This is a genomic window from Pseudomonas sp. PDM26 (assembly GCF_019219185.1).
Lineage (GTDB): Bacteria > Pseudomonadota > Gammaproteobacteria > Pseudomonadales > Pseudomonadaceae > Aquipseudomonas.
On record NZ_JAHUWC010000003.1, the window covers coordinates 271,821 to 295,807 of the forward strand.

Annotated in this window: 24 protein-coding genes; 15 read left to right on the plus strand and 9 right to left on the minus strand. The window is 56.3% G+C overall.

What is annotated here, in order from left to right:
• Positions 1 to 128 precede the first annotated feature (128 nt).
• The 3 genes from KW849_RS08320 (at position 129) to KW849_RS08330 (ending at position 3,333) form a co-directional block, all read left to right on the plus strand.
• The gene (locus tag KW849_RS08320) at positions 129 to 1,559 is read left to right on the plus strand and encodes an IS1182 family transposase (protein ID WP_218428934.1); all 1,431 of its coding nucleotides are present in this window, start codon (positions 129 to 131) and stop codon (positions 1,557 to 1,559) included.
• 315 nt (positions 1,560 to 1,874) lie between these two features.
• Positions 1,875 to 2,225 carry a helix-turn-helix transcriptional regulator gene (locus KW849_RS08325; RefSeq protein WP_218428935.1) on the plus strand — a complete coding sequence of 117 codons (351 nt, stop codon included), beginning with the start codon at positions 1,875 to 1,877 and terminating at the stop codon, positions 2,223 to 2,225.
• A 37-nt stretch (positions 2,226 to 2,262) separates the two neighbouring features.
• Positions 2,263 to 3,333, plus strand: coding sequence for an NAD(P)/FAD-dependent oxidoreductase (locus KW849_RS08330; RefSeq protein WP_218428936.1), 1,071 nt, complete (start codon positions 2,263 to 2,265; stop codon positions 3,331 to 3,333).
• 53 nt (positions 3,334 to 3,386) lie between these two features.
• On the opposite strand, the gene KW849_RS08335 is transcribed toward KW849_RS08330, so the two are convergent.
• Entirely contained in the window at positions 3,387 to 4,604 is a 1,218-nt protein-coding gene (locus tag KW849_RS08335) for an MFS transporter (RefSeq protein ID WP_256357152.1), read from the minus strand.
• A gap of 121 nt (positions 4,605 to 4,725) precedes the next feature.
• Between KW849_RS08335 and KW849_RS08340 the strand changes: the two genes are divergently transcribed.
• From KW849_RS08340 to KW849_RS08395, 12 genes are all read left to right on the plus strand, one after another.
• Positions 4,726 to 5,223 carry a MarR family winged helix-turn-helix transcriptional regulator gene (locus KW849_RS08340; RefSeq protein ID WP_218428937.1) on the plus strand — a complete coding sequence of 166 codons (498 nt, stop codon included), beginning with the start codon at positions 4,726 to 4,728 and terminating at the stop codon, positions 5,221 to 5,223.
• Positions 5,224 to 5,287: 64 nt separating this feature from the next.
• A complete protein-coding gene (locus tag KW849_RS08345) occupies positions 5,288 to 5,791 on the plus strand; it encodes an arsinothricin resistance N-acetyltransferase ArsN1 family A (protein WP_218428938.1) in 504 nt (167 codons plus the stop codon).
• A gap of 14 nt (positions 5,792 to 5,805) precedes the next feature.
• Entirely contained in the window at positions 5,806 to 7,161 is a 1,356-nt protein-coding gene (locus KW849_RS08350) for an FAD-dependent oxidoreductase (protein WP_218428939.1), read from the plus strand.
• 328 nt (positions 7,162 to 7,489) lie between these two features.
• Positions 7,490 to 7,903: an arsenate reductase ArsC gene (locus KW849_RS08355; RefSeq protein ID WP_218428940.1), complete on the plus strand. Its 414-nt coding sequence runs from the start codon at positions 7,490 to 7,492 to the stop codon at positions 7,901 to 7,903.
• 8 nt (positions 7,904 to 7,911) lie between these two features.
• Entirely contained in the window at positions 7,912 to 8,274 is a 363-nt protein-coding gene (locus tag KW849_RS08360; protein WP_218428941.1) for a metalloregulator ArsR/SmtB family transcription factor, read from the plus strand.
• A gap of 36 nt (positions 8,275 to 8,310) precedes the next feature.
• Complete coding sequence (locus KW849_RS08365) at positions 8,311 to 8,781, plus strand: arsenate reductase ArsC (protein WP_218428942.1); 471 nt, start codon at positions 8,311 to 8,313, stop codon at positions 8,779 to 8,781.
• Between the two features lie 18 nt (positions 8,782 to 8,799).
• A complete protein-coding gene (gene arsB, locus KW849_RS08370; RefSeq protein WP_218428943.1) occupies positions 8,800 to 9,873 on the plus strand; it encodes an ACR3 family arsenite efflux transporter in 1,074 nt (357 codons plus the stop codon).
• Positions 9,866 to 10,582, plus strand: coding sequence for an arsenical resistance protein ArsH (gene arsH, locus KW849_RS08375; RefSeq protein ID WP_218428944.1), 717 nt, complete (start codon positions 9,866 to 9,868; stop codon positions 10,580 to 10,582). Before arsB ends, arsH begins: the two co-directional genes overlap by 8 nt.
• 12 nt (positions 10,583 to 10,594) lie before the next feature.
• The gene (locus KW849_RS08380) at positions 10,595 to 11,107 is read left to right on the plus strand and encodes a cyclin-dependent kinase inhibitor 3 family protein (RefSeq protein WP_218428945.1); all 513 of its coding nucleotides are present in this window, start codon (positions 10,595 to 10,597) and stop codon (positions 11,105 to 11,107) included.
• Positions 11,108 to 11,130: 23 nt separating this feature from the next.
• Positions 11,131 to 12,135, plus strand: coding sequence for an ArsJ-associated glyceraldehyde-3-phosphate dehydrogenase (locus KW849_RS08385; RefSeq protein WP_218428946.1), 1,005 nt, complete (start codon positions 11,131 to 11,133; stop codon positions 12,133 to 12,135).
• Positions 12,136 to 12,144: 9 nt separating this feature from the next.
• Entirely contained in the window at positions 12,145 to 13,365 is a 1,221-nt protein-coding gene (arsJ, locus tag KW849_RS08390) for an organoarsenical effux MFS transporter ArsJ (RefSeq protein WP_218428947.1), read from the plus strand.
• A 238-nt stretch (positions 13,366 to 13,603) separates the two neighbouring features.
• The gene (locus KW849_RS08395; RefSeq protein WP_218428948.1) at positions 13,604 to 15,463 is read left to right on the plus strand and encodes an ABC transporter ATP-binding protein; all 1,860 of its coding nucleotides are present in this window, start codon (positions 13,604 to 13,606) and stop codon (positions 15,461 to 15,463) included.
• Positions 15,464 to 15,973: 510 nt separating this feature from the next.
• Here KW849_RS08395 and KW849_RS08400 read toward each other — a convergent pair.
• The 8 genes from KW849_RS08400 to KW849_RS08435 all read right to left on the minus strand — a co-directional run bounded on the left by KW849_RS08400 (position 15,974) and on the right by KW849_RS08435 (position 23,987).
• Positions 15,974 to 16,492 carry a cysteine hydrolase family protein gene (locus KW849_RS08400; RefSeq protein WP_218428949.1) on the minus strand — a complete coding sequence of 173 codons (519 nt, stop codon included), beginning with the start codon at positions 16,490 to 16,492 and terminating at the stop codon, positions 15,974 to 15,976.
• A 421-nt stretch (positions 16,493 to 16,913) separates the two neighbouring features.
• A complete protein-coding gene (locus KW849_RS08405) occupies positions 16,914 to 17,477 on the minus strand; it encodes a hypothetical protein (protein WP_218428950.1) in 564 nt (187 codons plus the stop codon).
• Positions 17,474 to 19,117 (minus strand): YfjI family protein, encoded by a 1,644-nt coding sequence (locus KW849_RS08410; RefSeq protein WP_218428951.1) that lies wholly within the window; start codon positions 19,115 to 19,117, stop codon positions 17,474 to 17,476. The genes KW849_RS08405 and KW849_RS08410 overlap by 4 nt, the downstream gene beginning before the upstream one ends.
• Entirely contained in the window at positions 19,114 to 19,983 is an 870-nt protein-coding gene (locus KW849_RS08415; RefSeq protein WP_218428952.1) for a toprim domain-containing protein, read from the minus strand. The genes KW849_RS08410 and KW849_RS08415 overlap by 4 nt, the downstream gene beginning before the upstream one ends.
• 148 nt (positions 19,984 to 20,131) lie before the next feature.
• Positions 20,132 to 20,338 (minus strand): AlpA family transcriptional regulator, encoded by a 207-nt coding sequence (locus KW849_RS08420; protein WP_218428953.1) that lies wholly within the window; start codon positions 20,336 to 20,338, stop codon positions 20,132 to 20,134.
• A gap of 116 nt (positions 20,339 to 20,454) precedes the next feature.
• Positions 20,455 to 21,486, minus strand: a complete 1,032-nt coding sequence (locus KW849_RS08425) for a hypothetical protein (RefSeq protein WP_218428954.1) — start codon at positions 21,484 to 21,486, stop codon at positions 20,455 to 20,457.
• Between the two features lie 98 nt (positions 21,487 to 21,584).
• Positions 21,585 to 23,000: a site-specific integrase gene (locus tag KW849_RS08430; RefSeq protein WP_218428955.1), complete on the minus strand. Its 1,416-nt coding sequence runs from the start codon at positions 22,998 to 23,000 to the stop codon at positions 21,585 to 21,587.
• A 390-nt stretch (positions 23,001 to 23,390) separates the two neighbouring features.
• Complete coding sequence (locus KW849_RS08435; protein ID WP_218428956.1) at positions 23,391 to 23,987, minus strand: sarcosine oxidase subunit gamma; 597 nt, start codon at positions 23,985 to 23,987, stop codon at positions 23,391 to 23,393.

The following is a 23,987-nucleotide window of genomic DNA, read 5'->3' on the forward strand; positions in this document are numbered from 1 at the left end:
TAGCTAATAAGCGGCTACTTTGGGTCGATTGCAGCGTTTCGTGTAGGCAGCTATCGGCCCAGAGTGTGTAAAAACGCCTTCGCGAACCCTTGCTATGATTTCTGAGGATTTCATCGCAGGGATCGCCCATGAAGCGCTTTATCCAAGGTGAACATCGAGGCCAAGGCACCTTACTTCCCGAGAGCCTCGACGACTACGTCAGCGATACCAATCCGGTACGTGTAGTCGACGTCTTTGTCGACGAACTCGACCTGGTCAATCTGGGTTTTGAAGGTGCCATTCCAGCCGATACTGGCCGGCCTGCTTACCACCCCGCGATCTTGCTGAAGATCTACATCTACGGCTATCTCAACCGCATCCAGTCGAGCCGACGTTTGGAGCGAGAAGCTCAACGCAACGTCGAGCTGATGTGGTTGACCGGGCGTTTGATGCCGGATTTCAAGACCATCGCCAACTTCCGAAAAGACAACAGCAAGGCCATCCGAGGCGTCTGTCGCCAGTTCGTCGTGCTGTGTCAGCAATTGGGACTGTTCGGAGAACATCTGGTCGCCATCGATGGCAGCAAATCCAAAGCAGTCAACAACCGCGACCGCAATTTCACCAGCGCCAAACTGAAGCGGCGAATGGAAGAAATTGAATCGAGCATCAACCGTTACCTGACGGCACTCGATGCTGCTGATCGGCAAGAACCAACAGCTTCCGAGCCCAATGCCGTGCGGCTGGAAGAGAAAGTCGCCAAGCTCAAAACTCAAATGAAGGAGTTTCAGGCGATCGAAATCCAGCTCAATGAATCGCCGGATAAACAGGTCTCACTGACCGATCCAGACAGCCGCTCCATGATGACGCGCGGCACGGGAATCGTTGGCTACAACGTGCAGACTGCGGTCGATACTCAGCACCATTTAGTCGTTGCGCACGAGGTGACCAACGTCGGTTCCGACCGCGATCAACTCAGCTCGATGGCCAAGCAGGCCCGCGAGGCGATGGCGTCAGATGCGTTGTCGGTGGTGGCTGATCGAGGTTACTTCAAAAGCGAACAAATCCTGGCCTGTCACGATGCAGGCATCACCGCTTATGTGCCCAAGCCGATGACCTCTGGAGCCAAGGCTGACGGGCGTTTCAATAACGATGCCTTCGTCTATGACGCGGCAAAAAACGAATACATTTGCCCGGCTGGAGAGGCGCTGATCTGGCACTATTCCTACGTTGAAAAAGGCCTGAAGTTGCATCGTTACTGGAGTTCGAAATGCCAGGGTTGCGCGTTGAAGTCGCAATGCACCCCGAGCACGGAGCGACGAGTTCGACGCTGGGAGCATGAAGACGTATTGGAGGAGATGCAGCTTCGGCTGAGCAAAACACCAGAGATGATGCGAGTCCGAAAACGGACTGTTGAGCATCCCTTCGGGACGCTCAAACAATGGATGGGTGCGACGCACTTCCTGACGCGAAAGCTGGCTGGGGTGAGTACAGAGATGAGCTTGAATGTGCTCGCCTACAACTTGAAGCGGGTCATGAAAATCATCGGCACCCATCACTTGATGAAGGCGCTAACGGCCTAAAAACCGGCCGGTTTTTACGTGTTCCGATGATCTGGCGCGTTGCTGGGCGGTTTAGCTCATCAGGAAGGGACATCGTGCCTTGATCAGGCTGCGAAGCCGGACAGCCGCTCAGCCTTGAAGATCGAAACGGGATCTAGCGTTTATACACACTCTGGGCCGATTGCTGCCTGTTGCGAAATGCTTCAAGCGACCCATAACTGACAGTCGGATTTGCTATTCGGGACGTGCAGGCATTGATCAGGCTCTACAGGTATTCGTTGTGGCGTTGATTCGACAAATTGACGTGTGCATTGATCTGCACATATAGTGATCCGTATGACGAACCCAACCTCTACACGTTCTCGGGCAATTGATGCCGCAATCGACTCTCTCGATGGAGCCTTCTTCAAAGCTCTATGCGAGCCGTCGCGGGTAGCGGTGCTCAAGCGAGTCATGCAACTGGGACGAGCAGATATCGGTGAGATTGCCGAAGGGCTACCTCAAGAGCGTTCAGTGGTGTCCCGTCATCTGCAAGTGCTATTAGAGGCCGGCATTGTCCGCGCTACCAAGGTCAGCAGGCAGATGTTCTACGAGGTGGATGGACCGGCAGTGGTGACACGGCTCGAAGCCATTCTCCAACAAATGAAGAGTCTGGCCCCGTTTTGCTGCCCTGGTATGGCAGAGTAATTTTTTATTATCTCTATATATGTATGAGTGCGCACACATGAACATAATTCATGAGTCCAAGGATGTCATCGTTATTGGTGCGGGCCAAGCTGGGCTCGCGTGCGGTTGGCATCTGCGGCAGCAGAATCTCAGTTTTCTCATCCTGGAAGCCGAGAGCCAGCCAGGTGGAAACTGGCGCAACTATTACGACAGCCTGAGACTTTTTTCCCCTGCTGCTTACTCATCGTTACCTGGGATGCCTTTTCCAGCTGAAGCCAAGCACTATCCGCTACGCGATGAAGTCGTACGTTATTTGGAGCAGTACGCGGACGCTTTCCAGTTACCCATTCGGCAGAACATACGAGTCCAGAGAGTGAGTAGGGAGGATGGACTCTTTTTGCTTCAGGCATCTGATGGTCAGAGTTTCTGCTCAAAAGCATTGATCGTTTGCACTGGCGGATTCAATCAGCCGTTCATCCCTGACATTCAGGGGCTGGGGAGTTTTCGCGGGCAATGTTTACACAGTGCTGATTACCGAAATGTCGACGGCTTCAGTGATCAACGAGTAGTGGTCATAGGTGCTGCCAACTCAGCTGTACAAATTGCCCATGAGTTGGCTCAAGTCAGCAGCGTCGTATTGGCGACAAGGGAATCGATTCGGTTTTTTCCGCAAAAGATTCTCGGTGTGGATTTTCATGCTTGGCTCAAGTGGACAGGGATGGAGAAGACTCGTTGGCTGAATGACCAAAGTACCCCCGTTCTGGATGATGGCACCTATCGTCGAGCCATCAAGCAGGGACTTTTTGAGCGCAAGCCGATGTTCACGGAGGTAACGTCAACGGGCGTGATCTGGGCTGATGGGCAGCATACTGACGTGGACAGTTTGGTTTTCGCGACCGGGTTTCGTCCGAACCTTGATTTTTTGGCAGGTCTGCATGTGGTGGGGAATGAAAGTCTGACCCAACGCAACGGGAAGGCGGAACACGTACCGGGTTTGTATTTTGTGGGATTACCGAAGCAGCGCAACTTTGCTTCGGCAACCCTTAGAGGCGTTGGGCCAGATGCTTCTCACATCATCCCTAGCTTGATGCGCTTCATTCACAAAGCATCACACCCAGTGTTCGCGTGATGCCGGGTATCGACTTTTTTCTGTTCAACACTGCGCCTACCGGGACATCTTCATTACTTGCCGTTTTGCGTAATTGGCAGACGACAAGTGGCAATGAAGCACAGCAACAGAAACCCGCACATCACGCTAATCAGTACCGATGCTCCGAAGCTGTCCAGAACGTAAGCGGCGGCGATGGGGCCGCAGGCTTGGGCGATAAGGACGGGCCTTGCGAGCAGTCCCATTCGTGCGCCATATCCTTGAGGCCCGAACAGCGCCAATGGAAGAGTACCGCGAGCGATGGTGAGGATGCCGTTGCCGGCCCCGTAAAGTGCTATCGCCACGAAGGCCAGCCAAGGCAGGCCTGAGATCAGCAGTCCAAGCCCGATCAAACAAAGCAACACACCGGCTCGTGCGGACCAAGTTGGATGGAGGTTCCTGCCTATGGAAAACTCAGCCACCCGTGCCAGGACTTGCGAAGGACCAATCACCATGCCGATGGCCAAGGCCACAGCAGTCGCGATTCCTAATTGCTTGAGGACATTGAGCAGGTGTACCGAGATACCTGATACGACCAACGCCAGAACCGTCAGCATGGCGCCAATCAGCAAGAACAACTGGTTGGTGGTCCCAGGGCGAAGCTCGGATGCATTGGGTGATTCTACTATTACGGGATGAGGCGGATGCTTTGTGCTTCCAGGAATCAACAGCGCATGAATGGGCAATCCGATTAGCAGATGAGCTGCGGCAATGGTAAAGCAGGCGTTTCTCCAGCCGATCCAACTCTCCAGTCCCGCTATCACCGGCCAGCCTATGGTGCTGGCGAAGCCACCCAACAAGGTCAGCCCGGTGATTGACGTTCGAGCCTCCTCCCCGAAAAGTCGTCCCAGGGTTGAGAAGGCTGCGTCGTATAAGCCTGCCGCCATGGCAACGCCGATCAGGGTCCAGGCGACATAGTAGGTGGCAACGTTGCCCGCCAGTCCCATCAACAGCATGCCGAGAGCCAGCAGCAGTGAGCTGGCCGCTAGGACAGAGCGTCCGCCGTGGCGGTCAATCTGACGACCAACTGCCGGCGAGGACGCTCCCGCTACCAGCAGCCCCCAGGACAGGCCGCCCACCACGCTGGTAATGGACCATCCCGTCTCTTTGGCTATCGGAGACGCAAGTACTGCGGGCAAGTAGTAGGTCGAACCCCAGGCAAGAATCTGGGTGAAACCCATCGCCCATACGAGCCTGGAGCGATTGATCGGAGGATGAATCTGCTCTGGAAGTGTCACAACCGGTGCGCCCATTTTTGTTGTCAGTGACAACAAGCTAGCGCCTTCCTTTGGCTATCGTCAATCGAGAGATCGGTGTTGACGATTCCGAGATTCCAGGATTACTGTTGCAGCTAACAACTAATTTGTGACGGTTATGACGAAGCGTAAAAACGATCAGCTGACTCAGGATTCCGAGGAATTGTATGAGGCGCTGAACCAGCTTGTTCGCGTCTATCAGTTCCGTGATCGTGATCGGATTTGCTGTTACGACGTATCGGTAACCCAATGCTATGCCGTCGAGACGCTGGTCAAAAGGGGCGCACTGCGCCTTCAGGTCTTGGCAGAAGAAATGTTCTTGGATAAGAGCACCGCGAGTCGAGTGATCGATACCCTGGAACGTAAAGGGTATGTGTCCCGCGTTGAGGATGATGAAGATCGGCGTGCAGTGCGAATCCAGGCAACGGAAGCTGGGCGTGAGCTGTACGAAAAAATCAGGGCCGACTTGATTGCTGAAGAGCGAACGATGATCGAGAACCTGTCGGCTGAAGCCAGGCAGGGAGCGCTGAGTTTGCTCAGGCAGATTACGCGGGCCACGGAGATTCGCTGCGGGCTCGTGAGTGAGTGCTGCCCAGCCGTGAAGAGCAAGGATTGAAAGGGATTAACTTCCCTTTTTTTGCCAGTAATGTTGTTACTACCAACGTAATGGGGCTTCAACAATGCGAGTTCGTTTAGCTGAACCCAAAGACACTGTTTCAATAGCGGCCATCTACAACCAGGGGATCGAGGAACGTAGTTCTACGTTTGAAACGACTCCTCGAAGCCCGGCGGACATGCTTGATCGCATCAACTCAATGGAGCGTTATCCAGTGTTGGTCATGGTCAATGAGGCTGATCAGGTTGTTGGATGGGCTGGACTCAGTAGTTATCGCCCCCGTGCCTGTTACGACGGTATTGTGGATTTTTCCATTTACCTGGACCGCAGCGTTCGCGGTCAGGGGCTCGGCAAACAGTTACTTCAGTCACTGCTGAAAGAAGCCGAAGTTCGGGGATTCTGGAAAGTCCTTTCACGCATTTTTACTTTCAATCACGCCAGCCTTGCATTGTGCGAAGCCTGCGGTTTCCGCCAAGTGGGGGTGTATGAAAAACACGCCTGCCTAGAAGGGCGCTGGCTCGACTGCGCGATTGTCGAGCGCCTGTTTCCGGTCAATCAGCCAGTCTGAAGAAGGAATCGATCATGGAAAACAATCACCTTCCCGTCGCCATCATTGGAGCAGGTCCAGTGGGCCTCGCCGCAGCTGTCCATTTGTTGGCCAGAGGTATCACTCCGCTGATTCTGGAAGCTGGCCCGAAAGCTGGGTCCAGTATTGAAGAGTGGGCGCATGTGAAGATGTTCTCTCCATGGCAGTTCAATGTGGACAAGGAGGCAGCAAAACTTCTGCTGGCCGATGGTTGGACTCCACCACCGGAGAACGAGTATCCAACGGGTCGTGAACTGCTGGATCGGTTTGTTCGACCTCTCGCGGACCTCGAACAGATCAAGCGTCACTTGCAGCTCAATACCCGTGTTCTGGCCGTCACGCGCGTCGGTCAGGATGTGATGAAGACCCAGGACAGATCGGCGGCTCCTTTTTTACTGCGTGTCGCAGGGCCGTCGGGTGAGCGAGATGTGCTGGCCAACGCTGTCATTGATGCCTCGGGCACTTACCTGACACCGAACTGGATGGGCGCCCATGGCATCCCTGCCTTGGGCGAGATCGAGCATGCAGCACGCATCGCATACGGCACTCCGGAGGTACTGGGCCGTGCCCGGAATCGTTATGCCAACAAAAGGGTCCTCGTGGTGGGTGGTGGTCACTCCGCGTTTAACGCCCTACATGATCTGGTACGCCTGACTCAGGAGGCGCCGCAAACCAAAGTGCTCTGGGCGATCCGGGGTAATTCTCTTGAGCGCATTTTGGGTGGTGGTGCGTATGACCAATTGGAAGAGCGCGGAAAGCTCGGCCTGAAGATTCGCCAGTTGTTGAATGACGGCGTGATCGAGCTGTTCAAAAACGTCGCTATCGATCGGGTTGCAAGCAATGGCCAAGGGCTGGTCGTGAAGGCAGGCGAGCATATACTTCCGCCTGTGGACGAGATCATTTTGGCGACTGGATTCCGCCCAGAACTGAGTCTGCTCGCCGAGCTGCGTATTGCACTTGATCCTGCTACCCAAAGCGCAGTGTTACTCGCTCCTATGATTGACCCCAACGAACACAGCTGCGGTACGGTCAGGCCCCATGGCGCGGTAGAACTGGCCCATCCTGAGGAAGGCTTGTTCATTGTGGGGATGAAGAGCTATGGCCGAGCGCCAACGTTCCTGTTGATGACGGGGTATGAGCAGGTACGGTCTGTTGTCGCGGCATTGGCGGGCGATTGGGATGCAGCCAAAAGAGTTGAGCTGGTCCTCCCGGAGACTGGCATTTGCAACTCGGATTTCGATGAAGTCGATGATCACTTGAACGCTTCGGCAGGTCAGGCGTCTTGTTGCGGCACGGGAGGGACAATTCCTGAGGTCGCACCTCGTACTTCGCCGGGTTGTTGCAAAGCCTAGTGCACAGCCACCGAGCCCGCCCTCGATGACCGGGGCGGGTTAGGGGCGACCTTCTTATTTCTTCTGCATGTCCAGGTAGTCCTTGAGCCAGGGAGCGACCTGTTTCTGCGTGAATGACAGATTCATTACATAAACCATATATGCTTCGCCGCAGAAATTTGAAGAGAACCGGAAAGCGATTTACGTGGCTAACGCCGTAATACAGAGCTTTCATTGAAGGTGGTCGGCGGAGTCCAATCGTTTTGATGGATTAATGTGTCGCTGGCTCTTTATCTTGCATGCGGAAAAACATATATTAGTTAAGCCGTATATGAGCTGAAACTTCACAATGACCAGCAAAGCCCGTGTCCTGTTCGTCTGTACCGCCAACGCTGCCCGCTCTCAGCTGGCCCAAGCGTTGCTGAGGCATACCGATTCGGAGCATTTCGAGGCGTTCAGCGCCGGCACAACTCCGACTCAGGTAGATTCGCGCACCTTTGAGGCACTTTCACACATCGGTGTGAGCTCCGAAGGATTACGTAGCAAGTCGATAGACGAGTTCCGTGGTGAACGTTTCGATTACGTCATCACCTTGTGTGATAAAGCCGCAGCTGAATGCCTGTCTTTACCAGGGGCGGGTGAGGCATTGTCCTGGAGTTTTGAGGACCCGGTCACCAGCATCAAACCCGATGCCTTCCGTCACACCCTTCACGAAATTCATGAGCGCATCAAGATGTTCGTCTTGGTCAAAAACAAACACTGAGAAACGATATGGCTGACCATCTGACACCGACCACTGTTTTCAAATGCCTGGCTGACGACACTCGGGTCCGCACGATGATGCTCATCACCCGTGAAGGAGAGCTTTGTGTTTGCGAGCTGACCTGCGCGTTGAATGAGAGTCAGCCAAAAGTCTCTAGACACTTGGCGCAGCTGCGCAGTTGCGGTTTGCTGTCGGACCGTCGGCAAGGCCAATGGGTGTATTACCGACTGCACCCAAATCTCCCAGATTGGGTCCATCAAGTACTGACCACTGTGCTCGAAAGCAACAAGCATTGGTTGAGCCCTGACGCTAAACGCCTTGATGAAATGGGCGATCGTCCTAAGCGGGCACTGGCGTGTTGTGAAAGCTAAATCGCCTGATTCCGCCTTCGACTACGAGATCGCTCGATGAAAATCCTGTTCCTCTGCACTGCCAATAGCTGCCGCAGCATCCTTTGTGAAGCAGTCTTCAATCATTTGGCACCGGAAGGCATGAAAGCCTACAGCGCTGGCAGTCAGCCCAAAGGTGAAGTGAATCCGCTGAGTCTCATGACTTTGGAGAACGCTGGTATTTCGACGCTTGGGCTGTTCAGTAAGTCCAGTGATGTCCATGTGAATTTGGCACCTGATTTCGTCATCACGGTGTGCGACAAGGCTGCCGGTGAGGCCTGTCCGGTATTTTTCGGGCCGGCTACCAAGGCTCACTGGGGGCTGGCCGACCCTTCGGAATACCAAGGGACTCAAGAAGAGATCGAGGCGGCTTTTGAATCCACCTTGGAACAAATCAAAACCCGTATTGAAGCCTTCTTGGCTTTACCGCTTTCCCAACTGAGTGTCGAACAGCTCAAGGCAGAGCTGGCCCTGATTGGCACGCTGTAAACACAGGAGCAAATGATCATGAGTAAAAGCCGCCTTTCCTTTCTAGACCGTTACCTGACGCCGTGGATTTTTCTCGCCATGGCCTTGGGCATAGGTCTGGGGAGTCTGTTCGAAGGCTGGCCGCAGTGGCTCAACAGTCTTTCTGTGGGCACCACCAACATCCCCATCGCTATCGGCTTGATCGTGATGATGTATCCGCCTCTGGCCAAGGTTCGTTATGAGGAACTGCCGGAGGTCTTCAAGGACAAGCGCATCGTCGTTTTGTCGTTGGTCCAGAACTGGGTCATCGGACCGGTGTTGATGTTCGCGCTGGCGATTATCTTCCTTCGGGACCAGCCGGAGTACATGACTGGCCTGATCCTGATCGGCTTGGCCCGTTGCATCGCGATGGTCTTGGTCTGGAACCAGATCGCGGGTGGCAACAATCAATACGTTGCCGGGCTGGTGGCGTTCAACAGCATCTTCCAGATTCTGTTTTTCAGTCTGTATGCCTGGGTATTTCTTGGGCTGTTGCCCCCGCTGTTCGGGCTGGAAGGCAGTGTGATTGAGACCAGCTTTGTCAGCATTGCCAAGTCGGTTCTGATCTACCTGGGTGTGCCGTTCCTGGCAGGCTTCCTGACCCGCAAAATTCTCATCGCCCGTAAAGGTGAAGCCTGGTTCCAGGAGCGCTTCATTCCAAAGATCAGCCCGCTGACGCTGGTGGCGCTGCTGTTGACCATCGTGGCCATGTTCAGCCTCAAGGGCGATGTGGTGCTGCAATTGCCATTGGATGTATTGCGCATCGCGATTCCGCTGACGATCTACTTCGTGGTGATGTTCTTCATCAGCTTCTGGATGGGCAAATTGCTCAAGGCTGATTACCCACGGACCACCGCACTGGCTTTCACAGCCGCGAGCAACAACTTCGAACTGGCGATTGCCGTGGCCATTGCCACCTTCGGTCTGGCTTCCCCGGTCGCCTTCGCCACGGTGATTGGTCCACTGGTGGAAGTGCCGGTACTGATTTCCCTGGTCGGTGTAGCCCTTTGGCTGAAACGCCGCTGGTTCGATGATTCCAAGAGCGCCGTTGCGCAGGACAAAGACTATGTTTGATGACCATATGCCCCAACTCGATACCGAACTGATTGATCTCCCGTCGGCAGACAAACTCGGTATCGAAAAGACCTCCATCCACAAGCCGCGCATTTTGCTGCTGTACGGATCGACCCGTGAGCGCTCCTTCAGTCGCCTGATGGTAGAAGAGGCCGCTCGACTGCTGGAGCACTTCGGCGCCGAGGCGCGAATCTTCAATCCGTCAGGCTTGCCGCTGCCAGATGACGCACCCGACGATCACCCACGTGTGAAGGAACTACGTGACCTAGTGCTGTGGTCCGAGGGACAGGTTTGGTGCTCTCCAGAACGTCACGGCTCTATGAGCGCAGTGTTCAAAGCGCAGATCGACTGGGTGCCACTGGCCATGGGAGCGGTACGTCCGACCCAGGGCAAAACTCTCGCCGTCATGCAGGTGTGCGGTGGCTCGCAGTCGTTCAACGTGGTTAATCAACTGCGAGTGCTGGGGCGTTGGATGCGGATGTTCACCATCCCCAACCAGTCCTCCGTGCCAAAGGCCTATATGGAGTTCGACGACAACGGCCGGATGAAACCTTCTCCGTTCTACGACCGCGTTGTTGATGTGATGGAAGAGTTGGTGAAGTTCACGCTGCTGCTTCGCGACCGTCAGGACTATTTGGTTGATCGTTATTCCGAGCGAAAAGAGTCGGCGGAAGAACTCATGAACCGTGTCAATCAGCGCTCCATCTGAGGATATTTCACCGTGCAACAACACCCATATTCCGTACTGCCCTTGGCACAGTTTGATGGCCAATTGATCTTCACCCCGTGTCCAGGCACGAAGGGCACAAAGCCTTTCGAGGCGTTGCAAACCCTCAAGGACGCAGGTGCATCGGCGTTACTGACGCTAATGCCGGCCGAGGAGTTGCTTCAGAACGAGATCGACCTGCTGCCAGAAGAGTGCCAGTTGCTCGGCATCGAGTGGTTTCACCTGCCAGTAGAAGACGATCAGGCTCCTGGCGAAGCATTTAAAGCCGCATGGGAGCAGCACCATCCGCGACTCAAGCAGCTGCTGACCGAAGGGAAAACCATCGCCATTCATTGCAAGGGCGGCTCGGGTCGTACGGGCTTGGTCGCCGCTCAATTGTTGATCGAGAGCGGTGTGCCATTCAGCGATGCCATCCGCGATGTTCAGTCATTGCGTCCACGCGCCATTCAGCATTCTGCCCATATCGAATACATCGGCCAGTTCGACACCCAGTCGAACTCCCACTGACAACAGATACAGAGCACAACAACATGACTATCAAAGTTGGCATCAATGGTTTTGGTCGGATCGGTCGCCTCGCTCTGCGAGCGGCCTGGAGCTGGCCAGAGTTTGAATTTGTGCAGATCAACGATCCGGCCGGCGATGCAATAACCCATGCGCACCTGATCAACTTCGACTCCGTGCATGGTCGTTGGCACAACGAAGCCAGCGCTGAGGGCGATCAGGTGGTGATTGGCGGCAAGCACATCAAGGTGACCGCGAACAAAGCAATTGCCGACACCGACTGGTCGGGTTGCGATCTGGTGATCGAGGCCAGCGGCAAGATGAAAACCGTCGCAGTGCTTCAGGCTTACCTCGACCAAGGCGTGAAGCGTGTGGTGGTCTGCGCTCCGGTGAAGGAAAAAGGCGCGCTGAACGTCGTCATGGGCGTCAACCATCAACTGTTCAATCCGGCTGAACATCGCATCGTCACCGCTGCTTCTTGTACCACCAACTGTCTGGCGCCAGTGGTGAAAGTGATCCACGAGAAGCTGGGTATACGCCACGGCTCGATCACCACCATCCACGACCTGACCAACACCCAGAGCATTCTCGATCAGCCGCATAAGGATTTGCGGCGTGCGCGTGCTTCCGGGATGAGTTTGATACCGACCAGCACCGGCTCGGCCACTGCTATCGCCGAAATTTTCCCGGAGCTGCGTGGGCGCTTGAATGGTCACGCCGTGCGCGTGCCGCTAGCCAACGCTTCGCTGACGGACTGTGTCTTCGAGGTCGAGCGAGCCACCACTGTGGAAGAAGTGAATCAACTTCTCAAGGACGCTTCCGAGAACGAGCTGAAAGACATCCTCGGTTTCGAGGAGCGTCCCTTGGTATCCATCGACTACCGTACCGACCCGCGCTCATCGATCATTGATGCGCTGTCGACCATGGTTATCAACGGCACCCAGGTCAAACTCTATGCCTGGTACGACAACGAGTGGGGCTATGCCAACCGTACGGTCGAACTGGCCAAAATGGTCGGTCTGGCAGTCTAAGGAGCGGTCATGAAAGCGTTGTCAGCCCTCGCTCCAGAAGTGCGGCAGTACTTGCTCGTGACGGGCAACTACTGGGCCTTCACCCTCACCGACGGCGCCTTACGCATGTTGGTGGTGTTGCACTTTCACGCGTTGGGCTACAGCCCACTTCAAATCGCGGCGTTGTTTCTGTTCTACGAACTCTTTGGCGTGATCACCAACCTGGTGGGTGGCTACCTAGGCGCTCGGCTGGGGCTGAACCGAACCATGAACATCGGGCTGGGCATGCAGGTCGCGGCACTGTTGATGCTGACAGTGCCCTCGGCCTTTTTGACCATCCCATGGGTGATGGGCGCTCAGGCTTTGTCGGGGATTGCCAAAGACCTAAACAAGATGAGTGCCAAAAGCTCCATTAAGCTTCTGGTTCCGGATGGGCAACAGGGCAAGCTCTACAAGTGGGTGGCGATCCTCACTGGCTCGAAGAACGCACTCAAGGGTGTCGGCTTCTTTCTGGGTGGAGCCTTGCTGGCACTCATCGGCTTCAAAGGCGCCTTGCTGGCCATGGCGGGTGTCCTAGCGCTGATCTGGATCAGCAGTCTGATCCTGTTGAAGAAGGACCTGGGCAAAGCGAAAGCCAAACCCAAGTTTCGCGACATCCTGTCTAAGAGCCGGGCGATCAATATCCTCTCGGCGGCCCGAATGTTCCTGTTCGGCGCCCGCGATGTTTGGTTTGTCGTGGCCTTGCCGGTGTACCTGAGCAGTGTGTTCGGCTGGGACTTCTGGGAGGTTGGCGGCTTCCTTGCTGCCTGGGTGATCGGCTACGGCATCGTGCAATCGTTCGCGCCGCGAATCACCGGCAAGAAACGTGGGCACGTGCCGGATGGTCGTGCAGCATTTCTTTGGGCACTTGCACTGGCGGGTCTGCCTGCGGCAATCGCTTTCGGGCTGAACACCGGCCTATCACAACAGGTTGTGCTGCTCGGCGGATTGATGGTTTTTGGCGTGCTGTTCGCGGTGAATTCGTCGCTGCACAGCTATTTGATTGTGTCCTACGCCAAGGAAGACGGTGTGTCACTGGATGTGGGTTTTTATTACATGTCGAACGCCATGGGCCGCCTGATCGGTACGGTGCTTTCTGGTTGGGTCTATCAGGTGTATGGATTGGAAGCGTGCTTATGGATATCGAGCGCATTCGTGCTGTTCGCAGCTTTGATTTCGATTGCATTGCCTCGTCACGCGTTTAGTGAGTGACTGTTTTTGGTTATGGATTCAACCAGTCCTTAGATGAACGTCCGGTCTTGGCCAGTCCCCTTCGATGCCGGCCGATTTATCCCTGCCGACCGAGTCTCTGGCAACGTATGAGAGCCCGCACCCGGCGACCAAATCCTCAGAGCGACCTGCCAACAGCGCCATACCTCAACTTCGCAAAACCCTCAAAGCAACCGTTCAATGGCAGAATCTCCTCAACTTGATCGTTTTGGAGAACACCATGCTCCGTGTGTTTGAACGAAGGCTCGACCCCTTTCCTCCTGACGAGGTACCACCGCCACCCGACGGCCTGGCTCGCTTCTTGTGGGCCTGTACGCGGGGCGCCCGCGGTTACATCCTTGCGCTTGCGCTACTAAGTGCCGGTGTGTCGATTTACGAAGCCTGGCTGTTTTCCTTCCTCGGACAGGTCGTGGACCTGCTCTCGACCTGGCAGACAGGCGGTGAAGCGGCTGCGCAAGAAAGTCGCGTGTTGCGGGGCATGGGCATCGTAATGGTGGCCAGTGTCGGGCTGGTGGCGTTGCGCACCATGGTGCAGCACCAGATATTGGCAATTAATTTGCCGTTGCGGCTGCGCTGGGACTTCCATCGCCTGATGCTGCGGCAAAGCCTTTCGTTTTTTTCCGATGAGTTTTCCGGCCGAGTCACTACCAAGGTGATGCAGACTGCGCTAGCGGTGCGCGACGTGCTATTCACCCTTATCGAGATCGCGCCCGGGATCGGGGTGTATTTCATTGCGATCATCGCACTGGCCGGCGGCTTCGCTCTGAAACTGATGCTGCCTTTTGTTGCCTGGGTCGTGTTGTTCGGTCTGGCCATGCTGTACTTCGTCCCCCGTCTGGGGAAAGTCGGGCAGGAACAGGCCAATGCGCGGTCGATGATGACTGGGCGTATCTCAGACGCCTACACCAACATCACTACGGTGAAGCTGTTCTCTCACTCCAATCGTGAAGCGCACTTCGCGCGTGCAGCGATGGAGGATTTCAAGCAAACCGGCTTTCGCCAGATGCGCCTGGTCAGCCAATTCGAGATCGTCAACCAGGCATTGGTGGTGGCGTTGATCATGGCAGCAGGTGGTTATGCCCTGTGGCTTTGGCACCAGGGTGAGGTCGGCGCAGGTGCCGTGGCGGCAATCACCGCCATGGCGTTGCGTATCAATGGCATGTCGAACTGGATCATGTGGCAAATGACCTCGCTGTTCGAGAGTATCGGCACGGTACAGGATGGCATGGCGACGCTGACCCTGGGCACCAAGGTGCAGGACGCGTCGGGTGCCGGCGTGCTGGTGACCTCCGGCGGCGCGGTAACCTTCGATAAGGTGAGCTTCAACTACAATGGCGAACGCCAGGTGCTCGATGGCCTGAGCCTGAGTATCCGCCCGGGCGAAAAAATCGGCCTGGTTGGCCGCTCTGGTGCTGGTAAATCCACGCTTATCAACTTGCTGCTGCGCTTCTATGACGTCGACAGCGGGGAGATTCGTATCGACGGCCAAAACATCGCACACGTGACGCAAGACAGCCTGCGCGGCTCCATCGGCATGGTCACGCAGGATACCTCCCTGCTGCACCGTTCAATTCGCGACAACATCGCCTACGGCCGTCCCGATGCGACCGACGCGCAAATCCGCAGCGCCGCGGCCAATGCCCAGGCCGATGCGTTCATAAGCCAACTGAGCGACCGGCAAGGCCATACCGGCTACGACACCCTTGTGGGTGAGCGGGGCATCAAGCTGTCGGGCGGTCAGCGCCAACGCGTCGCGATTGCCCGGGTGATGCTCAAGAACGCCCCGATCCTGCTTCTTGACGAGGCCACCAGCGCGCTGGACTCGGAAGTCGAAGTGGCCATTCAGGAAAGCCTCGATGAAATGATGCAGGGCAAGACGGTGATCGCCATCGCCCATCGGCTGTCCACGATTGCGGCCATGGACCGGCTCGTCGTAATGGATGACGGACGCATCATCGAGCAGGGCACCCACACCGAATTGCTCGGGAAGAACGGCGTCTATGCGCGGCTGTGGCAGCATCAAAGCGGCGGGTTTCTGGGTGAGGATAAGGGAGTGGTCGAGGCTATGGATCAGGCGTGAGCGTGAAGGGTGCGCAGCAGGGGGGCTTTGAGCAGTGCAGTGGGGCGAGAGGGGAGGGCCACGACCGTCGCCACTCGTCAAGGGCTGCTCTGACCCCTCTTCGAGTGTTGTAGATGACACCGGAGCCGGGTGCACGAAAATATCAGCGTAAATCAAAGGCATGTTTCTGGTTGGAGCGTACTACGGGACTTTAGCGGTGCGAATGTATCTGGATGGTTTTTTGGCGGTGCCGACGGGCCGCTTCTGGCCGATTCTGTTGAAAAAGTCGTTTCGCCCAAACGGTCTGGTCATTGACTGGTTAAAACGCCTTTTTTGCACATTGCTACGTGAAATCTGAGTCCGGAAGCCTCTGCCGAAAGTAAAGATTTTAATCTCGGACGCATACTTTTCTACTGCGCAAACCATGGTCGACTGTTTTCAACAGAATCGGCCGATAGTGGCCAGTGGAGAAGAATCCCATAAGCGCCAAGCGTACTGATCGACCCTGACTGGGGTCGATCGGGGGGGCTCTTAGAAACTCCATTCCTCAGCCTGAACGACTCGGCAGAATGGCCCTGCCAAGGTTGCATTGTGGTGGGCAACGATGGCCACTGCTTTGAGCGTTGGAGTATCAGAGCAGGTATGTCCGTCGGCGATGAGCACAGCATCGAAGCCGCAATCGCGGGCAGCACGGCAAGTACTATCTACGCAGTATTGAGTTTTCATTCCTGTAACGACGATGCCTTCACAGCCGCGTTCGCGTAGCTGACCGGCCAGCTCAGTCTGAGCAAAGGCGTTGGGACGTTTTTTCTCAAAAATCACTTCGTCACCCCTTAGCTGCAACTCCTGGACAAGCTCGGTGAGCTGACTACCCGGCTCGATAGGAGACCCGGCCGGACCTATGTGGCGGGCGAGAAAGATGGGGGCGCCAGTCTCCCGTGCACTTCTCATCAGCCTATTCAATGTATCGAGAAGCGCTTCACTGCCCCAAGGTCTATCCGGGGCGTGAACAAGCCCTACCTGCATGTCGAGAATCAGAAGTGCATACATGTACGTTTCCTTACGTGTGTGCCAATAAAACCGGGGCAAAAAAAAGACCCGGTCCATTACTGGCGGGTCTTTGGGGTTATACGTTGTTTTAACTCACACAACCTCCCACGACCCGCCTGTGGCGGTCGTGAAGGTTGTGGTCGATTCGATGCATGGCGTCGTCATGACGCAAACCTTAACTGTGGCACGCCGGTCTTGCAAGTGAACATGCCCGGGATGAAAGTCATTTCATTCGGATGGGACTCAACGACCGCTCTTGGCACAGCTTGCCGGTCTATTAGCGTGTTTCGTGGCCGTCGTTGTAAATGCCTTGCCTCGCCTGGCAGTTGATGAACAGAGGCGATGGTAAATGGTGAGGTTGTTACGTTGTGTTGTGTTCGGCTTGATGCGATAGCGGCCATGGTGATTACGATGTTCCGCATCATGGTCTTGGCTCCATTGGCATCTGGTCATACCGTTGGCGCAACTTGGCCCCTGTTACACAGTAGCGGTTTGTTGGGGCATGGCAGGCGTGGCAAAGCATCGGATGGTTAAGGTATAGGTTATAGGTCCGGCACCATTCAGGCGTTACAGTGACGGCGGTCAAGACGCATCGGGCACGGCTGTTTTCCTGCTCGGACGCGGGAGGTGCTGGGGTGTCGGGCCGCTCCAGGCCCCACGCGGGATTGCTGCGGATCAGCGGCACGACAAAGCGCGGATGAATGCGGCGCTGCTCGGCCAGGTCATGCTGGTCGATATAGCCATGCTCCAACAGGTAGCCCGGCGAACACTCCAGCAGGCAGGCGACATGGGCCAGCCATTGCGCTTCTGCTGTCGAATCCTTCGCCGCCCCCAACACGGCAATGATTTCCAGGCGGTGCGCCTTGATGCTGGTCAGCAGATCAACGGGCGGCTGGTGGTCGGCGGTCCATGTCAGTCGGTCGCCCTCCAGCACCAGTGCCACACCTTCGGCACCGGCACGACTCAGTACCTCGGCGGCGCTCATACCTCACCCCCGAACACGGGGCGCACTGCGACATTTGCGACTTCTGCGACACTCCCCGGATTTATTGACGAGAACGTTTGCGACAAGTCTGTGACAGGTTGCGACAGGTCGGAGGCCACAGGCTCCTGGTCGCAGCTTGTCCCAACGCTGTCGCAAGCTCGGAGCTGCTGCGGGGCGGGTTTTGTCACGGTTGTCGCAGTTGTCGCAGCTGGGTTGATGGTGAAATGCTTCCCATCGCTGGTCAGAAGCTGGCGATGCTCCACCAGAACGGCCAGCAACTGGTCGCGCTGTTTTGCGGCCTTGCGAGCTATGGACGGTCCTTCGCGCTGTAGTGTGCGTGAATCGAAGGTGTACCACCCTTTGTTGAGTAGCCAATCCAGTAGGTTTTGCGCTTTAAATAAGTGCGGGCTCGCCTTCGTTGGGGTGGTCAGTCGCAGGGCTTCGTCCAGATGCCAGCGCACCAGCATTCCGGCCCGCTCGATAATCGGCGGGGTAATGGCTTCGGCGTTCTCGACCACGGCCAGTACGCCGGCAATCCGCAGTAGGTTTTCGCCACCCTTGGCGGCGGCCGGTTTGATTTCGCACAATTCGCCCCATTTGCCTAACTCCGCCTCAATGGCGTCGTGCTGGGCAACCCAGACGGCCAGCGACTGCGGCCCCATTGGCAGCGCGGGCGGGGCCAGTTCCCCTTGCTCATTCTGCGGCGGCTCAAGGGCCAGCAGATGGGCCATGCGCTGCCAGTAGCGCCCCAGTCGAACGTCTCGCATGGGGTCGACATCCCGGTAGAAGCGACTCCCGGCCAGTGACTGTGGCCAAGCGATTAGAAAACGTGCCAGAAAGCCTTGGCCCTGTAACACTGGATTACCCAGCACGTTTTGCGCCACGATTGGCTGAATCATCAGATGTGCGCTCAAGCGGCAACCGCTGCGTGATGCGCTTTCACCTTCGGCGGCGCGGATGCGCGTGATAGGTGAGCCGTCCCAAAGCTTCGACAGCCCGGCCACACTTTTCAGCATGTTCTCCGGTCTGCTGGCGTAACCGCCGAAGAATTGGCCGCCTTCGTCACTGAATAGCCCTTGCGAGGCGTAACCGCGCAGCAGGGACTTTTGCAGCCCCTCTAACGTCGGCTCTTCGGCCAGGATGAAAGGCGATGGCGGCTCGATTGGCTCAAGCAACTTACCCAGCTCGGTAGCTACGGTTTCCGGATCGCCCTTGGCGTTGTCGAGAATAGCTGCACGGGCTTTCAGGTAGGCATCCCGGTGGTTGCGGTACTCCTTGTGTTCGGTCTTATGTGCGCCCAGCAGAGTGTGCTGGTGTTGGTGGTGGGCGTGCAGTGCTAAGCGGTCCGCTGCCGACTTGCGGTCACCAGACTCGGCAACGGTAAGGGCGAACAGTGATAGGGGAATTAGTTGGCCGCCGCGTTGTACATTGGCGTGAGGTTGTGCAGCCATTGCAGCAGCGGCCAGCACGGCTTGCCCAGCTAGGGCATCGGGCACTTGCACGCTTTCGATAATGGCTGCAGCAGCCCCACCCAGCAAATCACCCAAGGCTTGCAGGGGATAAGGTGCCGCAATCGACACGTCTGGCAGCAGAGGCTGCGGATCGGGATAGGCTGGCTCAGGAATAAGCGTGGAAGTCATTGAGCTGCTCCCCAATTGGCCAGGTCGTTAAAATCGGAAAGAGTCAGGGGCTCGGCCCCCGACCAAGGCGGAAAGATCATGCGACAGCCAAGAGCAGCGGCTGCCTCGATGGCGTAAGTGCGTCCGGGGTTTCCTTCGGTCATGCGGTCGTCGTCGCCGGCTACGATCAGCACGGCGTCTGGATGCTGGCGCTGGAGGCGCTGGCCGACCTCTAGCAGGTTGTTGGCAGTCATGGCGCAAGCCACGGCGGCGCCGGTTTCGGCGTGAAGCGTGGCACCGGTTGCCCAGCCCTCGCAGATGTACAGCACCCGGTCTGGCTGAATTGTGCCGATAAGTGAACAGCTGCCCTTGGTCATGCCGCCGAACAGAAAGCGTTTGTCGCCGTCTGATTTGATGCGTTGAAGACTGACCAGCACCCCGTCACGCATAAGCGGCACCAGTAATACGTCACCGGTCTGACGCAGGGCATAAGAACGCACCCCTTTTGCCACTAGATAGGGGTGCTCGGGATCGGCGCTGCGGGCGTTACGCCACATCCGGTTTGCATGTTCGGCGGCAGCTTGCTGGCCCTGATGCTGCTTAGCTGCCCGCTGGCGTCGGGCCTGCTCGATGCGTAGGGCGTTTATTTGCGCCTCTAGGTGATCGGTAGGCTTGCGGCTGTGCCAGACCTGCGAGCCGCCTGCTTTCCAGCTCCCGAACATGCCGCAGGGGATGCCGTCCAAAAACAGAACATACCAGCCGTTTCGGGTAGCAGGCTTATCGCCTGGCACGTGGAAGCGGTGGATGTTTCCGTCTGGTATCGGCAGCCAATCAAGCGACCCGAGCACGGATTGCATGGCGTCACGAAACAAGATCACGAAATCCATAAAGCCACCTCCAAGCAGATCAGCAACGCTAGGTCAGCACCAATCGGTGACAGGGTGAACAGGTAGAGGCTGGCGAGATTTGGGGAGGTGTTATTTATGTGCGATTCATTCCCGAGCTTGCCCTTAGTGGTGGGCTTCTTTTTGTCCATTATGCGCGGCCCTCCAAGCGATCAGTGATCCACTGTTCAACCTCCAGGCTGTCCCAGCCGACAGCGCGTGAGCCAATGCGGCGGCACTTGGGGAAGGTTCCAGCATCCATAAAGTTGTAAATGGAGCTGCGCCCGTAGCCGGTCATGGTGACGACTTCCGGTAGGCGCATGATGCGGCGGGGTGAGGTGGTTGCTATTGCGGCCATTGCCATAACTCCTTCGCGCCAGCTGGCGCTCAGTGGATTTATGGCGGCATTCAACAGGTTGTGACGTGGCTTGTGCCCTAATGGGGGTTGGCAAAACCCCATTGGGGTAAATAGGGTTAGGCTTTGCCGACTCGTGCGGCGGCATCTTTAAGGAACTTCACCACTGTTCCAGGGCTGCTGGGTAATTCAAGACCATTGGACGCGGCGGCTGCTCTCAGGGTTTCGTCTGCGGCATAGGGGGTAGACAGATCAAGCTTGGCCATTGCGGAAAGCGCGGCGATTATTTGGCCAGCGCTTTTTCGTTCACTCGAGTGAAGTGGTTTTTCTGGTTGAAAATCATCAGCAAGCAGTTTTTCCTCAAGCTCTCTGAGTGCTCCGGTTCGCACAACCAGCACACTATCGTCGGGCAACCCTCCGGCTGGGTAATACTGTGTTCTCTCATCCATGACGGGTTCGCGGTCTTCGTTATGCTTCTGAATGAGATTTTTGGCCTCTTCGCGGCTCTTTTTGTTCCCGTGAATGAGCTGGGATATCCACTTGAAGCTGGCGTGCGAACCGGCCAAATCGGGATTTTCCTCATCGCGTTCCTGAAGCTGGTATACATACGTACCGTCACATATAAAGGCACCATTAATCCCCTGAATGGTTATGGATGGCCCTTTTGTTTTCTGCTGATAAGCGTCCTCAACGCTCAGGTATTCGTTACCGATTAAGGGTAAGTCCCAAACCCCGCTCGTTATGTGAAAGATATCTTCCTCAAGATTTATGTACTGCTCTTCGCCGGTGCGGGCTGCAAGGCTGGTCATGAGCGGCATAAGCCCCTGCTCTTCGGATTCGGGGTTCTCGCGCAAAAGCTTTTGCAATTTCCAAGGCATAGTGGTCGTGGGAGGGTGGTCGTCTTCGCTCACGCGCACTCCTGGAGTGTTGAATAGTGGTGGAACCAGTGTCCAATTTGTGTCGTCGAACGCGACAATTTCTCCGCGACGAGCAACAGTACGGTTCACAAAATACACAGAAACGGTTAAATGGCCCTCTAGTGCAAGGCGCAAAACATCTGCCTCGCTCACAGTCTCCCCTGCGCTAATGGATAGCCGCTTGGCGGTATCCTCTATCGTCAACCATTCCTTAAGCTTGATCAGCTTGCTCATATCTTCGCCTCCCCGGGCGTCGCCATCCTGAATAAAGTGGCTGGTCTCGCAGGTGGGGGCTGCTTGTCGGAAGCTCCCCCTAGGCCAGCCGGTAAATCTTATCCGTGCTTTTGGTTGATCGGCACGACGTTGTCAGCAGCCAATATTGCGTCGATACGTTCGCCCAGCAGTCGCCATGCTTCGGTTTTTTCCTTGGCGTAGTCATGGTGAAGATAGTGTCGGCGAACCTTGGAGCCACCCAGCAGGTGATTCTGGCAGCGGTCGATAATTTCCAAGGTGACGCCCAGCTCCTGCATCGTCGTTGCGCCAGTGCGGCGCAGGTCGTGCGGTGTCCAGTCGCCATTGGTGCCCTTGCTCAGTACCAGCGTATTGTCATTGCGCCGGCCGGATAAAGGTTTACTGCGTTTCTTGAACTGTTCTTGCCGGTCGCCTACGCGCTTGGAAATGCTCTTTAGGTCTACGTGGCCGGTATGGTTGGTGGCGGGGAACAGGTGTGGCGTGTTGCCCGTCAGGGTGTGCAGTTCTTTGAACTGGCGCAGGGCGAAGGTAGACAGAAAAACATGGTGATCCTGGCGCGTTCCTCGGTGACCTTTGGTGTTCATGGCAGGCAAAAACCATGTTCCCTTGCTTAGATCGATGTGGCGCCATTCGGCCTTGAGTAGTTCGCCGATGCGGCAGAGGGTGCCCAAGCATATCCATAGTGCAAGCTGTGCTTTCCTTTCCAGCGGACGGACGCCGGAATATTTCTGGCCAGGGGGCAGGGCGGCATAATCACGCTCCATGCGCTCAAATATGTCGCGCAGCTCCCTGATTTCATCGACAGTCAGAATGCGGTCGCGTTCTTCTTGATAGTCGTGGTCGAGAAGTTTTTTGACTTCCACCAGGTTGGCAGGGTTGCCGTCGATCATCAGGCCGCGCCAAGGCTTGCGCTTCTCGCCCCATGCGAGCATCTGATTCAGATCGGCAAACAGGCGGACTACATGCCGATTGACGCCACGTTCGCGCACGGCACGCAACATGGCGAGTATGTCTTTCTCGGTGAGAGCACGCAGAGGCTTTTTGCCGATGCTGGGTAGCACATCCTTAGTGAAGCTGCGGGTTAGCTCTGCGTTGTCATCCTGGCGGGCCACGCCATCTTTTAGCCACTCGACGAACAGGTCGGTCACTGTCAGGTTCTCGGCAGCCTGGCGCTCGGCTCCGGCAATGGTCGCCTCGATAGCGGCCTGTTTTTCGATCCTGGCGGCTTTCTTCGCGGCGGTGGGGTTGATTCCTTCGCCTACCGTAACGCGCAGGCGGTCGCGCTCGGCACGGATGTTGGCAAGGCTTTTCTTGGGCCAAGAACCTAGTGCCTGGTCGCGCTTGACGCCATTCAACTTGAACTCATAACGAAACAGAACAGTGATGCCCCGTTGCCCGACGCGAACGCGCCCGACAATTCCGCCATCCTCTCGCAGTGTCAGGCCGCCATCATCAGCGGTAAGCGCTTCCAGTTGCTTGACTTGGATTTTTGCCATGCCACTTTCGCCTTCGTATTTTTACCCCACTTTTACCCCACCGAAAACGCTGGCTTGTATTGCTTCGTTCTGGGTGGTGTTGGACGGTAGATTAGCCTGAAGGTGTTGTGTTTGCTAGGGTGTTATGGATTTATTTGTTTTTATTAGCGTCCAGTGGAATCCGATCTATAATGGCATGGGGTGCTAGGGGTCGAGTGTTCGAATCACTCCGTCCCGACCATATAATTCAAGGGGTTGCGAGATTTTATCTCGCGACCCCTTTTTATTTTCAGTGTTTTTTACCCCCACAAAACGACTGGCTCTTGGTGGAATCCTCACCGCTTTCGTGGGAGCAGACGTCCGTTGTTGTAACGCCTGGGTGATCTTCGATTCACCTGTTTCTGATAAGCGTCAGACTGGCGTCTCATCCGTTGCCAACCCCGAAAACTCCTCCATTGCATCCAGCAACGCCGCGTTAAAGTAAGCCTTCGATGTCCGGTCACACAGGATGAATAAGCTCGGCTGTTGCAGGGCACTGGCGTTGATCACGATCACGTTGATACGCGCGGCCGAGGTTTGTGCGACCGTGCCCGGGCCAAAAACTTGCGGACTCAAATCCACACCACAGAGTTTGGCCATGACCTCTGTGAGGTGATCACCACTGAGTTGAAACCAGGCATGGCTATCCTGGCGCGGCAGCAGGTAATTGGCCTTGTGATCCAGCTCCCAGCGGGCCTCTTCGTCTGCAACACGCTCACCTTGATCCTGGGGGCTGCCCAGCAACAGGTACTCGGTCTGGGACAGGCGCGCCACTTGACTGCCGTCATCCTGTACGACCGCGCGGTTGGGAGCGTCCGGTAGTAAAAAGTGGCGGCTCAGCAAATATTCCGCACTGTGTGCACCGCGAAAACCCACCCGTGGCAGGTCGGTGAGGTCGGTCAGTGTGCAACTGGACAAGAGGGCCAGGGCAGGATGGCCGGTGCCAGGTTGTTGTCTCAGGCTGGTCAT

What these genes read in the sequence shown, in the direction of transcription:
- arsH (WP_218428944.1), top strand. Translation starts at nt 9,866, where the DNA reads ATGTTTGATGACCATATGCCCCAACTCGATACCGAACTGATTGATCTC.
- arsJ (WP_218428947.1), top strand. Translation starts at nt 12,145, where the DNA reads ATGAAAGCGTTGTCAGCCCTCGCTCCAGAAGTGCGGCAGTACTTGCTC.
- KW849_RS08410 (WP_218428951.1), bottom strand. Translation starts at nt 19,117, where the DNA reads ATGACTTCCACGCTTATTCCTGAGCCAGCCTATCCCGATCCGCAGCCT.
- KW849_RS08345 (WP_218428938.1), top strand. Translation starts at nt 5,288, where the DNA reads ATGCGAGTTCGTTTAGCTGAACCCAAAGACACTGTTTCAATAGCGGCC.
- KW849_RS08405 (WP_218428950.1), bottom strand. Translation starts at nt 17,477, where the DNA reads ATGAGCGCCGCCGAGGTACTGAGTCGTGCCGGTGCCGAAGGTGTGGCA.
- KW849_RS08360 (WP_218428941.1), top strand. Translation starts at nt 7,912, where the DNA reads ATGGCTGACCATCTGACACCGACCACTGTTTTCAAATGCCTGGCTGAC.
- KW849_RS08395 (WP_218428948.1), top strand. Translation starts at nt 13,604, where the DNA reads ATGCTCCGTGTGTTTGAACGAAGGCTCGACCCCTTTCCTCCTGACGAG.
- arsB (WP_218428943.1), top strand. Translation starts at nt 8,800, where the DNA reads ATGAGTAAAAGCCGCCTTTCCTTTCTAGACCGTTACCTGACGCCGTGG.
- KW849_RS08355 (WP_218428940.1), top strand. Translation starts at nt 7,490, where the DNA reads ATGACCAGCAAAGCCCGTGTCCTGTTCGTCTGTACCGCCAACGCTGCC.
- KW849_RS08350 (WP_218428939.1), top strand. Translation starts at nt 5,806, where the DNA reads ATGGAAAACAATCACCTTCCCGTCGCCATCATTGGAGCAGGTCCAGTG.
- KW849_RS08400 (WP_218428949.1), bottom strand. Translation starts at nt 16,492, where the DNA reads ATGTATGCACTTCTGATTCTCGACATGCAGGTAGGGCTTGTTCACGCC.
- KW849_RS08415 (WP_218428952.1), bottom strand. Translation starts at nt 19,983, where the DNA reads ATGGATTTCGTGATCTTGTTTCGTGACGCCATGCAATCCGTGCTCGGG.
- KW849_RS08330 (WP_218428936.1), top strand. Translation starts at nt 2,263, where the DNA reads ATGAACATAATTCATGAGTCCAAGGATGTCATCGTTATTGGTGCGGGC.
- KW849_RS08420 (WP_218428953.1), bottom strand. Translation starts at nt 20,338, where the DNA reads ATGGCCGCAATAGCAACCACCTCACCCCGCCGCATCATGCGCCTACCG.
- KW849_RS08335 (WP_256357152.1), bottom strand. Translation starts at nt 4,604, where the DNA reads ATGGGCGCACCGGTTGTGACACTTCCAGAGCAGATTCATCCTCCGATC.
- KW849_RS08435 (WP_218428956.1), bottom strand. Translation starts at nt 23,987, where the DNA reads ATGACCAGCCTGAGACAACAACCTGGCACCGGCCATCCTGCCCTGGCC.
- KW849_RS08340 (WP_218428937.1), top strand. Translation starts at nt 4,726, where the DNA reads ATGACGAAGCGTAAAAACGATCAGCTGACTCAGGATTCCGAGGAATTG.
- KW849_RS08325 (WP_218428935.1), top strand. Translation starts at nt 1,875, where the DNA reads ATGACGAACCCAACCTCTACACGTTCTCGGGCAATTGATGCCGCAATC.
- KW849_RS08365 (WP_218428942.1), top strand. Translation starts at nt 8,311, where the DNA reads ATGAAAATCCTGTTCCTCTGCACTGCCAATAGCTGCCGCAGCATCCTT.
- KW849_RS08430 (WP_218428955.1), bottom strand. Translation starts at nt 23,000, where the DNA reads ATGGCAAAAATCCAAGTCAAGCAACTGGAAGCGCTTACCGCTGATGAT.
- KW849_RS08385 (WP_218428946.1), top strand. Translation starts at nt 11,131, where the DNA reads ATGACTATCAAAGTTGGCATCAATGGTTTTGGTCGGATCGGTCGCCTC.
- KW849_RS08320 (WP_218428934.1), top strand. Translation starts at nt 129, where the DNA reads ATGAAGCGCTTTATCCAAGGTGAACATCGAGGCCAAGGCACCTTACTT.
- KW849_RS08425 (WP_218428954.1), bottom strand. Translation starts at nt 21,486, where the DNA reads ATGAGCAAGCTGATCAAGCTTAAGGAATGGTTGACGATAGAGGATACC.